Consider the following 15,504-nt stretch of genomic DNA (forward strand, 5'->3'; position numbering starts at 1 on the left):
CAGGCTAGCCACAGCCCCTCAGCCGGGCAATGGGCTGCAGCCCCACAGACACCCCGAAGAGCCGCGGCGAACCCCACTCAAGGGGCGCGGGGAACTGCGCAACCAGCCCTCACGCCCCCGCACGCACCCACCACCCGCACCACACACCCCCAAAGGGGCGCGGGGAACTGCGCGCCCAGCCCCCACCCACCCGCACCCGGGCACTCCCCGCATCACCCCACTCCCACCCCGCCCTCCGCCACACGGGCACGCCCCCAACTGCCCCCGGTAACCGGCTCTGCCGGACAGCTGCCGCCCGAGAGGGCCCCCGTGGGCGACCATGGCTCCGTGCCCACCGGACGACGCCCACCCGAACCGTTCACCCCGTTCCACTTCCAGCTGGTGCTGCTGCGCCGCATGGCCGACCACAACCCGGCCCGGTGGAGGACGCCCGGCGCGAGCTGGGCGCCTCCCTCGCCGACATGCGCGAGGCCAACCGGCGCTGGCAGGCGATGGTCCGCTCGCCCCGCCCCCGCCCGGCACTCTCCCGCTACCGTTCGGTGCTCGGCGAGCCGGAGTCGCGCACCCCGCGCCGGGTCGGTGACCTGGACTGCGAGGCATGGCGGTGGCCCGTGCCGCTCTGGCCGGACCTGCGCTTCGAGGTGCTGACCCCGGCGGGCGGGGGCGCGGTGTGGAACGAGTGGCTGGTCCGCGCGCCGGGCGCACCGGCGCCCGTGCTGCGCACGGTGGAGACCTCACGCCCTGGTCGTGCACGGTGGACGAGGCCGCCCGCGCCTTCGCCCGGCCCGCCCGCTGGAGGGCTCGGCGCCCACCCGCTGGGGTCTGGCCTTCACGGCCCCCGACGCGGCGGGCGCCCGTCACGAGGTGGTCGCCGAGTTCACCTGGGGGCTACTGCAGCGGACGGCGGTCAGCGGCGCGCCGCCCCGATGATCCGCTCGACGACGAGCGGCACCGACTCCGGGTGCAGCCACAGGAACAGGTTCGGCTCGACCAGCTCCAGCTCCATCACCCGGGGCCGCCCGTCGTCGCCGTCCACCAGGTCGACGCGCGCGTAGAGCAGCTCCGGCGCGCCGGGCACGGCGGCCAGGGCGTACTCGGCGACGGCGGTCTCGGCCTCGGTCGGCGTCCAGTCCGTCAGCCCGGGTGGGCCACCTTGCGCTGGTCGTAGGGCGTACCGGGCGCGAGGACCGGGCCCTTCCGGCTGGCGTGCAGCAGCGTCCCGCCGAAGAACTGCAACGCCCGCTCCCCGCCGGTGTCGATGGCCCGCACGTACGGCTGCACCATCGCGGTGAACCCCTCGGCGTGCATGCGCCGCACATGCCGTACGGCGGTGTCGTGCTCGTCGGGCGTGTAGCGGGCGGCGAACCGCGCACCGGCCCCGGAGGCGGGCTTCACCACGAACTCGTGGCCGTCCGGCAGGCCGACGTCGTCCCCCGGCGCCAGATACCGCGTCTCCACCACGGGCACACCGGCCGCGGCGAGGTCGGCGAGGTAGCGCTTGTCGGTGTTCCACCGCACCACGTCCGCCGGGTTGGCCAGCCGGGTCAGCCTGCCGCACCGTTCGGCCCACGCGGTGAACTCGGCCGCGCGCCAGCTGTAGTCCCAGGTGGAGCGGATCACGGCGAGGTCGAACCGCCCCCAGTCGACCGCGGCGTCGTCCCACACCTCCGCGGACGCCTCGGCCCCGGCCTCGTTCAACGCCCCCACGAGCCCCGGCAGGTCTTTGTCCTCGGCCACATCGGCCCCACCCGCACAGGTAACCAACGCGACCCGCACCCCGCCACCCCTCCCACGACCATGTACTCCCGAGGAGGCTAACAACCACATTCCGGGATCGGCGGTGGTGTGGCCGGCGATGGCCGTACCGGGCCGGGGGTAGGACACCCTGGACGCAGCGGACCCCGACGCACCACGGCCGCGGGACGGCGGCCGGCCGACGACAGCTACCCAAGGAGAACGACGCGTGTCCTCTCTCTTCCCGGCCCTCACCGACGGCCCGGCCGGCGACGGCGGCTCTGCCCGCCGTCCCGCCCTGCGGTTCGGCGAGCGTTCACTGACGTACGGGGAACTCGCCGCCGCGGCCGGCGCGGTGGCCGGGGACCTGAAGGGGGTGCGCCGGGCCGCCGTCTGGGCCACGCCGGCCCTGGAGACCGCGGTCGCGGTCACCGCGGCGCTGCTCGCCGGGGTGGTCGTGGTCCCGCTCAACCCCAGGTCGGGCGGGCGGGAGCTCGGCCACATCCTCGGCGACAGCGCCCCGGACGTGCTCCTGACCGCACCGGGCACCGACCTGCCCGCCGCTCCGGCCGCCCTCCCCCGCGTCGACGTGGACCCGGCCCGCGCGGCGGACCCGGGCTCCCTGCCCGACGACCGGGAGCGGGACCCCGAGGACCCCGCCCTGATCGTCTACACCTCCGGCACCACCGGCCCGCCCAAGGGCGCGGTGATCCCCCGCCGTTCGATCGCCTCGACGCTGGACGCCCTCGCCGACGCGTGGCGGTGGACGGCCGACGACGTGCTGGTGCACGGCCTGCCCCTGTTCCACGTGCACGGTCTGGTCCTCGGCACCCTCGGCCCGCTGCGCCGCGGCGGCGCGGTCCGCCATCTGGGCCGGTTCACCACCGAGGGCGTGGCCCGCGAGCTGAACGACGGCGCGACCATGCTGTTCGGCGTGCCGACGATGTACCACCGGATCGCGGAGGCACTGCCCGCCGAGCCGGAGCTGGTGCGGGCGCTGTCCGGGCCCGGCTGCTGGTGTCGGGATCGGCCGCGCTGCCGGTGCACGACCACGAGCGGATCGCGGCGGCGACCGGGGCCCGGGTCGTCGAGCGGTACGGCATGACGGAGACGCTGATGAACACCAGCGTCCGGGTGGACGGCGCGACCCGCCCCGGCTCGGTGGGCGTGCCGCTGCCGGGGGTCGAGCTGCGGCTGGTGGAGGAGGACGGCTCCCCCCTGACGTCGTACGACGGGGAAACGGTGGGCGAGATCCAGGTGCGCGGGCCGAACCTGTTCACCGAGTACCTCAACCGGCCGGACGCGACGGCCGCCGCGTTCACCGCCGGCGGCTGGTTCCGCACCGGTGACATGGCGGTGCGCGACCCGGCGGCGACGTCCGCATCGTCGGCCGCAAGGCCACCGACCTGATCAAGAGCGGCGGCTACAAGATCGGCGCCGGTGAGATCGAGAACGCGCTGCTGGAGCACCCGGGTGTGAAGGAGGCCGCGGTCACCGGGGAGCCGGACGCCGACCTGGGCGAGCGGATCGTGGCCTGGGTGGTGCCTGCCGACCCGCAGTCACCGCCCGGCCTGGAGGAGCTGGCCGGCCATGTGGCCGCCCGTCTCGCCCCGCACAAGCGCCCCCGCGTGGTCCGCCATCTCGACGTGCTGCCCCGCAACGACATGGGCAAGATCATGAAGCGGGCGCTGACGCATGGCTGACCGTCCCTCGGCCCGCGAGGCCGTCGCCCTGGTGACCGGCGACTTCACCGAGCTGCCGTACCCCGGGCGACGGGCGGCCCCGGACGGCCCGCTCGGCTGGTCCGGCTACGACGCCGCCCGCGCCCGCGCCGCCGGACGCACCGGCGAGGACGAGTCCGTGGTCTGCGGGGTCGCGGACGTCGACGGCACCCGGGCGGTGCTCGTCGCGTTCGAGTTCGGATTCCTCGGCGGCTCCCTCGGCGAGGGCACCGGTGACCGTCTGGAGGCGGCGTACGCGCACGCCCGCGCCCACCGGCTGCCGCTGGTGTCCCTGGTCGCCACCGGCGGCAGCCGGATGCAGGAGGGCATGCTCGCCCTGACCCAGCTCCAGCGGGTGGCGCGCGCGTCGGCGCTCGCCCGGGAGGCGGGGCTGCCGCAGATAGCCGTGCTGCGGGACCCCACGACGGGCGGCGGCTGGGCCACGCTGGGCGCGGGCGCCGACGTCGTGCTGGCGCTGCCCGGCGCGCAGGTCGGTTTCGCCGGCTCCCGGGTGCGCCCGGCGGACGCCGACCCGGCGGCGTACACGGCCGAGGCGCAGGTCGTGGCGGGCGCGGCGGACGCGCTGGTCCGCCCCGAGGAGCTGCGCGGCACCCTGGCCCGCTGGCTGCGGCTGCTGACCCGCCCGTCCGCCGACCCGGCCCCGCCGCCGTACGCGCTCGGCTCCCCGGACCTCCCGGCCACCGGATGGGACGCGGTCCGCCGGGCCCGCTCGCCCCGACGCCCGCGCGCCGCCGCCTACCTGGACGCGTACTTCACCTCGCGCGTCACGCTCTCCGGCGACCGCCGCGGCGGCACCGATCCCGAGGGCATGCTCTGTGGCTTCGGCGAGCACGGGGGCCGTACGGTCGCCTACGCGGCGCAGACCGGCACGGCCACCCGCCCCGCCGGCTACCGCACCGCCGCCCGTCTGGTCGGGCTCGCGGACCGGCTGGGCATCCCGGTGCTGACCCTGGTAGACACCCCGGGCGCGGCGAACGACGCGGAGGCGGAACGGCAGGGCGCGGGCGCCGCCATCGCGGACCTGTTCGGCTCGGTGGCCGCCGCCCGTACCCCGCTCACCACCCTGGTGATCGGCGAGGGCGGCTCCGGCGGCGCGCTGGCACTCGCCGCTCCGGGCAACACGTGGGCCACGCCCGACAGTTACTTCTCGGTGATCGCCCCGGAACTGGCCGCGGCCATCCTCAAGCGCCGCCCGGACGAGGTGGAGGCGACGGCGGACGCGCTCCGCATCCGCCCCAGGACCTGGTGGAGCTGGGGTGGTGGGGGGTCGTGGGACCGGCGGGCGCTGAGCCCACCCGTTCCGGCTGAGCGGCCTCGGTCTCACCGGGCAGCGACGTCCCGGACCGGTTCTTCATCACTTCGACCTTCTCGACGCACCTCCCCCGGGTCGTACGGCGGACCTGCCCTTCGGGGCGGTTCCGCCCGCCCCTGCGGCGTCGCGGAGCGAGGGGACCCCCGTTCGGCGGCCCCTCGCCCGGCCCCCTAGAAAGGGCGCCGCCCCCGCCCGGCGCGCACGATGCGAAGAGGCCCGCCGACCGGCGGGCCTCCGGCCGCGCACTCGGGAGGAACTGCCGTGACCGCCAGTCTGGAGCAGCTGCGCCGCTGCCACTTCGCCGTCGACCTGGGGGCGGCCCGCACCCGGGTGTACGTCAAGGGCGCCGGCCTCGTCGTCGACCAGCCGTCCGTCGCCGCCGTCAACACCCGTACCGGAGCGCTGATCGCCGTCGGCGAGTTCGCGGAGAAGATGACCGGGCGCACCCCGGACTACATCCGCGTCGTACGGCCCGTGACCGGAGGCACCGTCGTCGACATCGAGATGGCGCAGCGGATGCTGCGTCAGCTCATCGGCGACCGCACCCGCCGCGCCCTGCGCCGCAAGCCACGGCTGCGGGCCGCGGCCTGCACCCCGCACGACGCGGACCCGCTCGCCCAGCGCGCCGCGATCGAGACGCTGGTGGGGCTGGGCGCCCGCCGGGTGGAGCTGGTGGACACGCTCATCGCGGCGGCCGTGGGGTGCGGGCTGCCCGTGGAGCGGCCCGAGGCGACCATGATCATGGTGTGCGGTGCGGCGGCCACGCAGGTGGCCGTGCTGTCCCTCGGCTCGATCGTGCGGGCAGAGCGGATCCCGGTGGGCGGCGAGGCGGCTGACGCGGCGATCGTGCAGCACCTGCGCCACCAGCACGAGCTGATGCTCCCGAGCCAGTCCGTACGTCCGCTGCAGCTCGCGCTGGAGGGGAACGGGCTGACCCCGCAGGGTCCCGAGGTCACGGAGATCCACGGCCGGGACGTCGCCACCGGCCTCGCCCGCTCGGTGAAGGTGGACACGGCGGCGGTGCGGCGGGCCATCCAGACGCCGCTCACCGCCGTTCTCGACGGCATCGGCAAGGTGCTGCGGGACTGCCCGCCCGACCTGGTGGCCGACCTCGCCGACCGCGGCATCATGATGGTCGGCGGCAGCGCCCTGCTGCCGGGCCTGGACCAGATGCTGCGTCAGGCGACCGGCATGCCGGTGCACATCGCGGAACGGCCGGAGCTGTGTGCGGTGGAGGGTCTGGGCGCGATGCTGGAGGGCCGCATCGCCCCCATGGTCCTCGACCCCCTGAGCGCCTGACCCCACCCACGGCGGTGCCGGACCGGCCGGGCGACCGACGGCGCCGCGGGGGCGCCGCACCGGCCAGGCGCTGACGACGACGCCGGCCGCCGGTGCCGGGCGGGCCCGCCGACACGGGCGGCCACGGGTGCCGACGGGCCCGCCGGGCCCCCTACCTGATGAAGTGGGGGTCCACCAGACCCGTCACCCTCACGACGAAGCGGGACCACCGGCGCATGACACCCGCCCCAAGGCGCACGGACCCTGACGGCCCCTACGGACCCGAACAGTCGAGCGCGCCTGACACCGCCCCGAGATCCCCGGACCCGCCGGACCCGCCGGACCCCGACGACACCCCGGCGGCCACGGACCAACGGGCCTTGCACCGCCGCCACGGACCAACCGGACCCTGACACCGCTCCGAGATCCCCGGACCCGCCGCCCCCACGCTGCCGGACCAACCGGGCCCGGCACCGCCCCGTGGGTCACGGACAAACCGGACCCTGACACCGCCCCGGCGGGACCCGGCGCACCGCGCCGGCCGCACCCGCCCCCGCCGTGCGGCGGACCCGTGCAACACCCCCCTGGCCTGCACGCATTCATGCGCGCGGGCCCTCGTACGTTCCAGCCCATTCCGGGGCACGGTGTGTACCACCGCTCAAGGTGGGCAGGCGAATCGCAGCGCAGCAAGGCCGTGCGCAGCCTCTCGTGCGGGTACCGGCGGCGGCCGGGGCCGCCGGGGCCGCCGGGGCGGGCGGCCGGCCACGAGCACCGAGAGGGCGGTGACATGACTTCCGCGGCGTCGTTCCCCCCGGAAATGCAGGACACCTTGGTCATAGACGGTCGCATGGACGCCGACCGCGCACTGCTCACCCCGCGCGGGGAGCTGGTCCGCGGCTGCGCCCAGATACTGACCGAGAAGCTGGCCGAGCTGCCCGCCGGCACCGCCCGGGTGGACCTGGACATGAGCGGCGTGCACTTCATGGACACCGCGGGCCTCGAGTTCCTCGAGGTGCTGCGCGACCACGCCCGCAGGCAGGCCATGCCCGTCACGACGACCCGCTGGAGCGGTCAGCCGCGCCGCATCCTGGAGCTGGCCGGGCTGGACACCACGGACCCGCTGCGCTCCCCTGCCCCCGCCGTGGGGATGTCGTCGGTCGCCTCGGCGGTGGCGCTGGAGCGGGAGGAACGGCTGCACCTGCTCCAGGAGGAGGTCGAGCAGCTCCGGCAGGCCATCGCCTCCCGCCCGGTCATCGACCAGGCCCGCGGCATCCTGATGGCGACGTACGGCTGCTCCTCGGACGACGCCTGGCACATCCTGCGGGACGCGTCCCAGCTGTCGAACACCAAGCTCCGGACGGTCGCCGAGTCGCTCACGGCCTCCACGGCGGCGGAGGGCGCCGCCCCGCCCCCTGAGGTGCGCACCGCTCTGGCGCAGGCACTCGAGCGGCTCTCGACGCGGTGACTCCGCCTCGTGCGGGGTACTCGCCGGGAACGGGCCCGCGCGAAGGAGGCAGCATGACCGAACACACTCCGTCCCAGGCCGAGGGCGACCGGGACGACAGCGAATGGACCATCCCCGACGTCGTGCACACGACGCCCTCCCAGGCGGAGGGTGAACGCGATCCGGCGGACGCCCCGACGGAGGCCGACGACAACGCCGTACGGGGGCGGACCGGGGCCGGCTGACGCCGGCTCGGGAGGCGACGGTTCCGTGGAACCGTGGCGTGGTGGGGCGGGTGGGACTCGAACCCACGGCCGACGGATTATGAGTCCGCTGCTCTAACCGGCTGAGCTACCGCCCCATAGCGGCGTGTCGCGTACATGTGTGCGCGCCGTCTGCCGCAGCATAGCCGCTCATACGATCTCCTGCTTCGGATGGTCGGCTGCGTACGGCCCTGTTGACCATGAAGACTGCGCCGCGTCGCGCACGGTTCCACGGCACATGAAAAAGGACCCCTGAGGGGTCCTCGTTCATCATGCTCCCCCGACTGGACTCGAACCAGTAACCTGCCGGTTAACAGCCGGCTGCTCTGCCAATTGAGCTACGGAGGACCGAGCTCCCCCGACTGGACTCGAACCAGTAACCTGCCGGTTAACAGCCGGCTGCTCTGCCAATTGAGCTACGGAGGAATGCCTCGTTCTGCATCGAACGCACCCGCCTGGGTATTCGCCAGAGGGCGCGCGCTCGCTGCGACACATACATTAGCGCAAGCAGGGGGGTGCTCCGCCAATCGGTACTCCCCGGCCCGTCGCCGCGCCGGAGACCCACGCAACTGCAACAACGGGAAGGGTGGCCGCCATGCGTTACCGGCTCACGTTCGTCGCCGGAGTCGTCCTTGGTTACGTGCTGGGCACGAAAGCCGGGCGGGAGCGCTACGAACAGATCAAGAGGTCCGCGCTGCAACTGGCGCAGAACCCCGCGGTCCGCAACACCGCCGAGTCCGCGGCCCAGCAGAGCCGCGAGTTCGCCGACAAGGCGTACCACGTGATGAGCGACAAGGTCGGCGACCGCGTGCCCGACTCGGTCACGCAGCGCGTGCACGCCCTGCGCGAGCGCAGCGCCCACGGTCCGGCCGAGGACGACTGGGGCACGAGCAACACCTGACCACCACGCATCTGTCCCCATGCGGCAAAATCGCCGTATGGGGATAGTCGCCGGGTTGGACAGTGCGCCCGATTTCACTCGCATCGTCGTCTGTGACGCGGACACCGGAGCCGTGGTCAGGCAGGGGTACGCCCCGCATCCGGTGCAGGGTCCCGACGGCGGCCGCAGCTCGGACGTCGACCCGCAGGCCTGGCTGCTGTCACTCGGCGAGGCCGCGGGCGGCGGGCTGCTGGAGGGCGTGCAGGCCATCGGCGTGTCCGCGCAGGCCGGCGCCCTGGTGCCGCTGGACGCACAGGGCAACACCGTGCGCCCCGCGATGACCGGCGGCGACAAGCGCGCGCAGGTCGCGGCCGCCGATCTGGTCGACGCGTTCGGCGGGCGCGGGGCGTGGGCGCAGGCCGTGGGCTGTGTGCCCGGCGCCGCGCAGCCGGTGACCAAGCTGCGCTGGATGGCCCGCAGCGAACCGGAGAACGCGGCCCGCACGGCCGTGCTGCTCCAGGCCCAGGACTGGCTCGTGTGGCAGTTGCTGGGCCGGCCGGTGCGCCGCACCACCGACCGGGGCGGTGCCTCCGGCACCGGCTACTGGGCGGCGGCCACCGGCAACTACCGGCCCGACCTGGTGGAGCTGGCGCTCGGGCACCAGGTGATGCTGCCCGAGGTGATCGGCCCGGCGGACGCGGCCGGCACCACGCCGGAGGGGCTGCTGATCTCCGCCGGTACGGCCGACACGATGGCGGCGGCGTTCGGGCTCGGGATCGGGCTCGGCGACGCGGTGGTGTCCCTGGGCGCGTCCGGCTCGGTGATGGCCGTGCACCCCGAGGCGCTCGTCGACCACAGTGGCATGATCACCTCGCTGGCCGACGCGACCGGCATGCATCTGCCCGTGGTCACCACGCTGAACGCGGTCCGGGCGTTGCGCGGCACCGCGGAACTGCTCGGGCTGCCGGACCTGGAGAGCCTGTCCGACCTGGCGATGAAGTCGACGCCGGGGTCGCACGGTCTGGTGCTGCTGCCGTACCTGGAGGGCGAGCGCACCCCGAACCTGCCGCACACCGCCGGGACCCTGGCGGGGCTGCGGCGCGAGTCGATGAAGCCGGAGCACCTGGCGCGGGCCGCGTTCGAGGGGATGCTGTGCGGGCTCGCGGACGCCCTGGACGTGCTGCGCGGCCGGGGCGTGGAGGTGCGCCGGGTGTTCCTGCTCGGTCCGGCGGCCGAACTGCCCGCCGTGCAGGCGGCGGCGCCCGCGCTGTTCGGGGCGCAGGTGGTCGTGCCGCAGCCCGCGGACTACGCGGCGACGGGCGCGGCCCGGCAGGCGGCGTGGGCGCTCGGCGTCTCGCAGGGCACCCTCGACCCGCGCACCCCGCCGGTGTGGCCGGGTCCGGTGGCGCAGGTGCTGGACCCGGGCGAGGAGCTGGCGGTGGGTCAGGCGGTGCGCCAGCAGTACGTCGCGGTGCGGGAGCAGACGCATCCGGGGGCGTTCCGGCCGTAGGCGGTCGCAGCCCGGGGCGTTCCGGCCGTGGGCGACGGCAGCCGGACGACGCGGGCGGGCCCGTAAATGGGTTGAGGTAACGCGGGTGGAGTGTTCGACGATAGGGGCCACGGGCAACCGAATGGCCCCGCCGACCACTCCGAGAGATGCAGCGTGCTCATACGACTTCTTCGTGACCGTCTACGGCCCTACAAAAGACCCCTGGCCCTCCTGGTGGCCCTGCAGTTCCTGCAGACCTGCGCCACGCTCTACCTGCCCACGCTGAACGCGGACATCATCGACAACGGTGTCGTCCAGGGTGACACCGGATACATCCTGGGCTACGGCGGTCTGATGATCGGCATCTCGCTGGCGCAGGTCGTCTGCAACGTGGGGGCCGTGTACTACGGGGCCCGGACGGCGGCGGCCCTGGGGCGGGACGTACGCGCCGCCGTGTTCGACCGGGTGCAGTCCTTCTCCGCCCGCGAGGTGGGCCACTTCGGCGCCCCGTCCCTGATCACGCGGACGACGAACGACGTCCAGCAGATACAGATGCTGACCCTGATGACGTTCACCCTGATGGTGTCGGCGCCGATCATGTGCGTGGGCGGCGTGGTGCTGGCGCTCGGGCTGGACGTCCCGCTGTCCGGGGTGCTGGTCGCCGTGGTGCCGGTGCTGGGCATCTGCGTGACGCTGATCGTGCGCCGGCTGCGGCCGCTGTTCCGCACCATGCAGGAGCGGCTCGACACGGTGAACCGGGTGCTGCGCGAGCAGATCACCGGCAACCGGGTCATCCGGGCGTTCGTGCGGGACACCTACGAGCACCGGCGGTTCGCGGGCTCCAACACCGAGCTGACCGAGGTGTCGCTGCGCACCGGCAACCTGCTCGCGCTGATGTTCCCGGTGGTCATGACGGTGGTGAACCTGTCGTCGATCGCGGTCGTGTGGTTCGGCGCGCACCGCATCGACAGCGGCGGGATGCAGATCGGCGACCTGACGGCGTTCCTCGCCTATCTGATGCAGATCGTCATGTCCGTGATGATGGCCACCTTCATGTTCATGATGGTGCCGCGCGCCGAGGTGTGCGCCGAGCGCGTCCAGGAGGTGCTGGACACCTCCTCCAGCGTGGTGCCGCCCTCCGCGCCGGTCACCGAGCTGCGCCGGCACGGTCATCTGGAGATCCGGGGCGCGGGCTTCCGCTACCCGGGCGCCGAGGAGCCGGTGCTGCGGGCGGTCGACCTGGTGGCGCGGCCCGGTGAGGTCACCGCCGTGATCGGCTCCACCGGCAGCGGCAAGTCCACGCTGCTGGGGCTGGTGCCGCGGCTGTTCGACGCGACCGACGGGGAGGTCCTGGTCGACGGGGTGCCGGTGGCGGACGTCGACCCGGCGCTGCTCGCGCGGACCGTCGGGCTGGTGCCGCAGAAGCCGTATCTCTTCGCGGGCACGGTGGCGACGAATCTGCGGTACGGCAATCCGGACGCCACCGACGAGGAGCTCTGGCACGCCCTGGAGGTGGCGCAGGGCAAGGACTTCGTGGAGCGGCTGGAGGGCGGGCTCGACGCGCCGATCGCCCAGGGCGGGACGAACGTCTCCGGCGGTCAGCGCCAGCGCCTGGCGATCGCCCGGACGCTGGTGCAGCGCCCGGAGATCTACCTCTTCGACGACTCCTTCTCCGCGCTCGACTATGCCACCGACGCGGCCCTGCGCGCGGCGCTCGCGCGGGAGACGGCCGAGGCGACGGTGGTGATCGTCGCCCAGCGGGTGGCGACCATCCGTGACGCCGACCGGATCGTGGTCCTGGACGAGGGCCGGGTGGTCGGCGCCGGCCGGCACCACGAACTGATGGCGGACAACGAGACCTACCGGGAGATCGTGCTCTCCCAGCTGACGGAAGCGGAGGCGGCCTGATGGCGGGGCCTGGGGGCCGGATGACGGCCGGGGGCGCGCCCGGTCAGCGGTCGATCGACTTCAAGGGTTCGAGCAAACGGCTGCTCGCCCGGTTCGGGCCGGAGCGCCTGACGATCTACGGGCTGCTGGCCTGTGTCGTGCTGAGCGTCGGGCTCAGCGTGATCGGGCCGAAGATCCTCGGCCGGGCGACCGACCTGGTGTTCGCGGGCATCGTCGGCCGGGACATGCCGGACGGCGCGACCAAGGAGCAGGTGCTGGAGTCGATGCGGGAGCGGGGCGACGACCAGGTCGCCGACATGCTCCGCTCCACCGACTTCACGCCGGGGCAGGGCATCGACTTCACCGCGGTGGGACACGTCCTGCTGTTCGCACTGGCGGTGTTCGGGGCGGCCGGCCTGCTGATGGCGGTGGCGACCCGGCTGGTGAACCGGGCGGTCAACCGCACCATGTTCCGGATGCGCGAGGACGTGCAGACGAAGCTGTCGCGGCTGCCGCTGTCGTACTTCGACAAGCGGCAGCGCGGCGAGGTGCTGAGCCGCGCCACCAACGACATCGACAACATCGGGCAGACGCTGCAGCAGTCGATGGGCCAGCTGATCAACTCGCTGCTCACCATCATCGGCGTGCTGGTCATGATGTTCTACGTCTCCTGGATCCTGGCGCTCGTCGCCCTGGTGACGGTGCCGCTGTCGTTCGTCGTCGCGACGCGGGTCGGCAAGCGGTCGCAGCCGCACTTCGTGCAGCAGTGGCGCTCCACCGGCACGCTCAACGCGCACGTCGAGGAGATGTACACCGGGCACGCGCTGGTGAAGGTGTTCGGGCGGCAGGAGGAGTCGGCGCGGAAGTTCGCCGAGGAGAACGACGCGCTGTACGAGGCCGGGTTCAGGGCACAGTTCAACAGCGGTGTCATGCAGCCGCTGATGATGTTCGTGTCGAACCTCAACTACGTGCTGGTCGCGGTCGTCGGCGGTCTGCGGGTCGCCTCCGGGTCGCTGTCCATCGGGGACGTGCAGGCGTTCATCCAGTACTCGCGGCAGTTCTCGATGCCGCTGACGCAGGTCGCGTCGATGGCGAACCTGGTGCAGTCGGGCGTGGCGTCCGCCGAGCGGGTCTTCGAGGTGCTCGACGCCGAGGAGCAGCACGCCGACCCGTCGCCCGCCGAGCGGCCGGAGCGGCTGCGCGGGCGGGTGGAGCTGGAACACGTCTCGTTCCGCTACGACCCGGAGAAGCCGCTGATCGAGGATCTGTCGCTGACGGTCGAGCCGGGCCGCACGGTCGCCATCGTCGGCCCGACGGGGGCCGGCAAGACCACGCTGGTCAACCTGCTGATGCGGTTCTACGAGGTGTCCGGCGGGCGGATCACGCTGGACGGCGTGGACGTCGCGCGGATGACGCGGGACGAACTGCGCGCCGGGATCGGCATGGTGCTGCAGGACACCTGGCTGTTCGGCGGCACCATCGCGGAGAACATCGCCTACGGCGCGTCCCGCGAGGTCACCCGGGAGGAGATCGAGGAGGCGGCCCGCGCGGCGCACGCCGACCGGTTCGTCCGCACCCTGCCCGACGGGTACGACACCGTGATCGACGACGAGGGCAGCGGGGTCAGCGCGGGTGAGAAGCAGCTCATCACCATCGCCCGGGCGTTCCTGTCGGACCCGGTGATCCTCGTGCTGGACGAGGCGACGAGTTCCGTGGACACCCGCACGGAGGTGCTGATCCAGAAGGCGATGGCCCGGCTCGCGCACGGCCGGACGTCGTTCGTCATCGCGCACCGCCTCTCCACCATCCGCGACGCGGACACCATCCTGGTGATGGAGAACGGCTCGATCGTCGAACAGGGCGCGCACGAGAAGCTGCTGGCGGCGGACGGCGCGTACGCCCGCCTGTACAAGGCGCAGTTCGCGCAGGCGGTCGCCGAGGTGGACTGAGGCCGCGGGGGTGCCGGAGGGGCTCCTCCGGCACCCCCGCCGGCTAGTCCAGGTAGCCGCGCAGCTGGTCGGCGTAGGCGTGGTCGCGGAGCTTGTTGAGCGTCTTGGACTCGATCTGCCGTATGCGCTCGCGGGTCACGCCGAAGAGGCGGCCGATCTCCTCCAGGGTGCGGGGCCGGCCGTCGACCAGCCCGTAGCGCAGCTGCACCACTTTGCGCTCGCGCTCCCCCAGCGTGGACAGCACCGCGTCCAGGTGCTGCCGCAGCAGCAGGAACGCCGCCGACTCCACGGGGCTGGCGGCGTCGCCGTCCTCGATGAGGTCGCCGAGCGCGACGTCGTCCTCCTCGCCCACGGGCGCGTGCAGCGACACCGGTTCCTGGGCCAGCCGCAGCACCTCGCCGACCCGCTCGGGCGGCAGGTCCAGGTGGGCGGCGACCTCCTGGGGCGTCGGCTCGTAACCGCGCTCCTGGAGCATCCGCCGCTGGACACGGACCACGCGGTTGATCAGCTCCACCACGTGCACCGGCACGCGGATGGTGCGGGCCTGGTCGGCGAGCGCCCGGGACATGGCCTGCCGGATCCACCAGGTGGCGTACGTGGAGAACTTGAAGCCGCGCGCGTAGTCGAACTTCTCGACGGCGCGGATCAGTCCGAGGTTGCCCTCCTGCACCAGGTCGAGCATGGTCAGCCCGCGGCCCACGTACCGCTTGGCCACGGACACCACGAGCCGCAGGTTCGCCTCGATCAGCCGGCGCTTGGCCATGCGGCCCATGACGACGAGTCGGTCCAGGTCGTGGGCGAGGCGGCTGTCCAGGTCGGGGGTGAGGCGCAGCTTCTCCTCGGCGAACAGGCCGGCCTCGACCCGGCGGGCGAGATCCACCTCCTCGGCGGCGGTGAGCAGGGGGATGCGGCCGATCTCCCGCAGGTACTGGCGGAACAGGTCGGCGGAGGGGCCGCCGGTCTCGGGCCGGACACGTGAGAGGTCGACCGGCTCGACGGCCACGTCGCCGGGCTCCTCCCCGGGCTCCGCGGGCTCCGCGGGCTCCGCCGGCTCGACCGGCTCCAGGGCCCGCGCCGGCGGCTCCGGACCGGTGGCGGGGTGCTGCGCGACACGGCTCCGCGCGGGCATCGCCACCAGCAGATCCGCGTCGGGCGTCGCGCCGGCGACGTCGGTGTCGGTCTGGGTGAGGGTCTGGGTCTGCACGGGGGCGACCTCCAGGATGATCGCTGCCGGGGGGTGGGGCAGCGGTACTTCAGGGGCGGAGTCGACGGCCTCGCCGCTGTCCGTCCCGTACGCGATGAGCGGACCAGCGGGGGTGTGCGACCCGTCACCGACGGGCCGGCCGCGCTCCGAGGACTCAGGCACCGCCCCCAGTGTGGGGTACGACACATCGTCCCCACGAGGGGCGTGCGTCGACTTTTTGCGTCCGCTCCGTCACCGCCCGATCACCCGCCGCACAGACCCGGATGCCGGACGCGCGGGTGATCGGGCACGATCCGCGGGTGTCCCACGTGGTGGAGGCCGT

The 15,504-nt window shown here is 73.7% G+C and carries 8 protein-coding genes, 3 tRNA genes and 4 pseudogenes; 10 read left to right on the forward strand and 5 right to left on the reverse strand.

All coding sequences use genetic code 11. From position 1 onward, the window contains the following. Window positions 1-396: 396 nt before the first annotated feature. Window positions 397-930, forward strand: a pseudogene (locus F3L20_RS34940) (hypothetical protein). Here F3L20_RS34940 and F3L20_RS25725 read toward each other — a convergent pair. Then, window positions 908-1,827 (reverse strand): annotated as a pseudogene (locus F3L20_RS25725) (ATP-grasp domain-containing protein). The pseudogenes F3L20_RS34940 and F3L20_RS25725 sit on opposite strands and share 23 nt — an antisense overlap. A gap of 136 nt (window positions 1,828-1,963) precedes the next feature. Here F3L20_RS25725 and F3L20_RS25730 point away from each other — a divergent pair. From F3L20_RS25730 to F3L20_RS34145, 5 genes and pseudogenes are all read left to right on the forward strand, one after another. Next, a pseudogene (locus F3L20_RS25730) lies at window positions 1,964-3,437 on the forward strand (acyl-CoA synthetase). After that, window positions 3,430-4,784 (forward strand): annotated as a pseudogene (locus F3L20_RS25735) (carboxyl transferase domain-containing protein). The pseudogenes F3L20_RS25730 and F3L20_RS25735 overlap by 8 nt, the downstream one beginning before the upstream one ends. A gap of 265 nt (window positions 4,785-5,049) precedes the next feature. Then, window positions 5,050-6,087: a rod shape-determining protein gene (locus tag F3L20_RS25740; protein WP_150156370.1), complete on the forward strand. Its 1,038-nt coding sequence runs from the start codon at window positions 5,050-5,052 to the stop codon at window positions 6,085-6,087. An 826-nt stretch (window positions 6,088-6,913) separates the two neighbouring features. Then, window positions 6,914-7,531 (forward strand): ANTAR domain-containing response regulator, encoded by a 618-nt coding sequence (locus F3L20_RS25745; protein WP_150156371.1) that lies wholly within the window; start codon window positions 6,914-6,916, stop codon window positions 7,529-7,531. Window positions 7,532-7,584: 53 nt separating this feature from the next. Next, window positions 7,585-7,755 carry a hypothetical protein gene (locus F3L20_RS34145; protein ID WP_167534608.1) on the forward strand — a complete coding sequence of 57 codons (171 nt, stop codon included), beginning with the start codon at window positions 7,585-7,587 and terminating at the stop codon, window positions 7,753-7,755. 39 nt (window positions 7,756-7,794) lie between these two features. Here the strand turns inward: F3L20_RS34145 and F3L20_RS25750 are convergent. From F3L20_RS25750 to F3L20_RS25760, 3 genes are all read right to left on the reverse strand, one after another. Beyond that, a tRNA-Ile gene (locus F3L20_RS25750) sits at window positions 7,795-7,871 on the reverse strand. Window positions 7,872-8,048: 177 nt separating this feature from the next. Next, window positions 8,049-8,121: transfer RNA gene (locus F3L20_RS25755), tRNA-Asn, on the reverse strand. Between the two features lie 5 nt (window positions 8,122-8,126). Next, window positions 8,127-8,199: transfer RNA gene (locus tag F3L20_RS25760), tRNA-Asn, on the reverse strand. A gap of 169 nt (window positions 8,200-8,368) precedes the next feature. Between F3L20_RS25760 and F3L20_RS25765 the strand changes: the two genes are divergently transcribed. From F3L20_RS25765 to F3L20_RS25780, 4 genes are all read left to right on the forward strand, one after another. Continuing rightward, window positions 8,369-8,674, forward strand: coding sequence for a YtxH domain-containing protein (locus F3L20_RS25765; RefSeq protein ID WP_145825585.1), 306 nt, complete (start codon window positions 8,369-8,371; stop codon window positions 8,672-8,674). Between the two features lie 37 nt (window positions 8,675-8,711). Continuing rightward, the gene (locus F3L20_RS25770; RefSeq protein ID WP_150156372.1) at window positions 8,712-10,163 is read left to right on the forward strand and encodes an FGGY family carbohydrate kinase; all 1,452 of its coding nucleotides are present in this window, start codon (window positions 8,712-8,714) and stop codon (window positions 10,161-10,163) included. Window positions 10,164-10,316: 153 nt separating this feature from the next. Further along, entirely contained in the window at window positions 10,317-12,050 is a 1,734-nt protein-coding gene (locus F3L20_RS25775; RefSeq protein WP_150156373.1) for an ABC transporter ATP-binding protein, read from the forward strand. Next, window positions 12,050-13,978: an ABC transporter ATP-binding protein gene (locus F3L20_RS25780; protein ID WP_150156374.1), complete on the forward strand. Its 1,929-nt coding sequence runs from the start codon at window positions 12,050-12,052 to the stop codon at window positions 13,976-13,978. The genes F3L20_RS25775 and F3L20_RS25780 overlap by 1 nt, the downstream gene beginning before the upstream one ends. A 43-nt stretch (window positions 13,979-14,021) precedes the next feature. On the opposite strand, the gene F3L20_RS25785 is transcribed toward F3L20_RS25780, so the two are convergent. Then, complete coding sequence (locus F3L20_RS25785) at window positions 14,022-15,344, reverse strand: RNA polymerase sigma factor (protein WP_150156375.1); 1,323 nt, start codon at window positions 15,342-15,344, stop codon at window positions 14,022-14,024. Between the last annotated feature and the right edge of the window lie 160 nt (window positions 15,345-15,504).

It is taken from the genome of Streptomyces tendae (assembly GCF_008632955.1).
Lineage (GTDB): Bacteria > Actinomycetota > Actinomycetes > Streptomycetales > Streptomycetaceae > Streptomyces.

Coding starts and splice junctions, on each gene's coding strand:
- F3L20_RS25745 (WP_150156371.1), top strand. CDS start 6,914: ATGGACGCCGACCGCGCACTGCTCACCCCGCGCGGGGAGCTGGTCCGC.
- F3L20_RS34145 (WP_167534608.1), top strand. CDS start 7,585: ATGACCGAACACACTCCGTCCCAGGCCGAGGGCGACCGGGACGACAGC.
- F3L20_RS25765 (WP_145825585.1), top strand. CDS start 8,369: ATGCGTTACCGGCTCACGTTCGTCGCCGGAGTCGTCCTTGGTTACGTG.
- F3L20_RS25770 (WP_150156372.1), top strand. CDS start 8,712: ATGGGGATAGTCGCCGGGTTGGACAGTGCGCCCGATTTCACTCGCATC.
- F3L20_RS25780 (WP_150156374.1), top strand. CDS start 12,050: ATGGCGGGGCCTGGGGGCCGGATGACGGCCGGGGGCGCGCCCGGTCAG.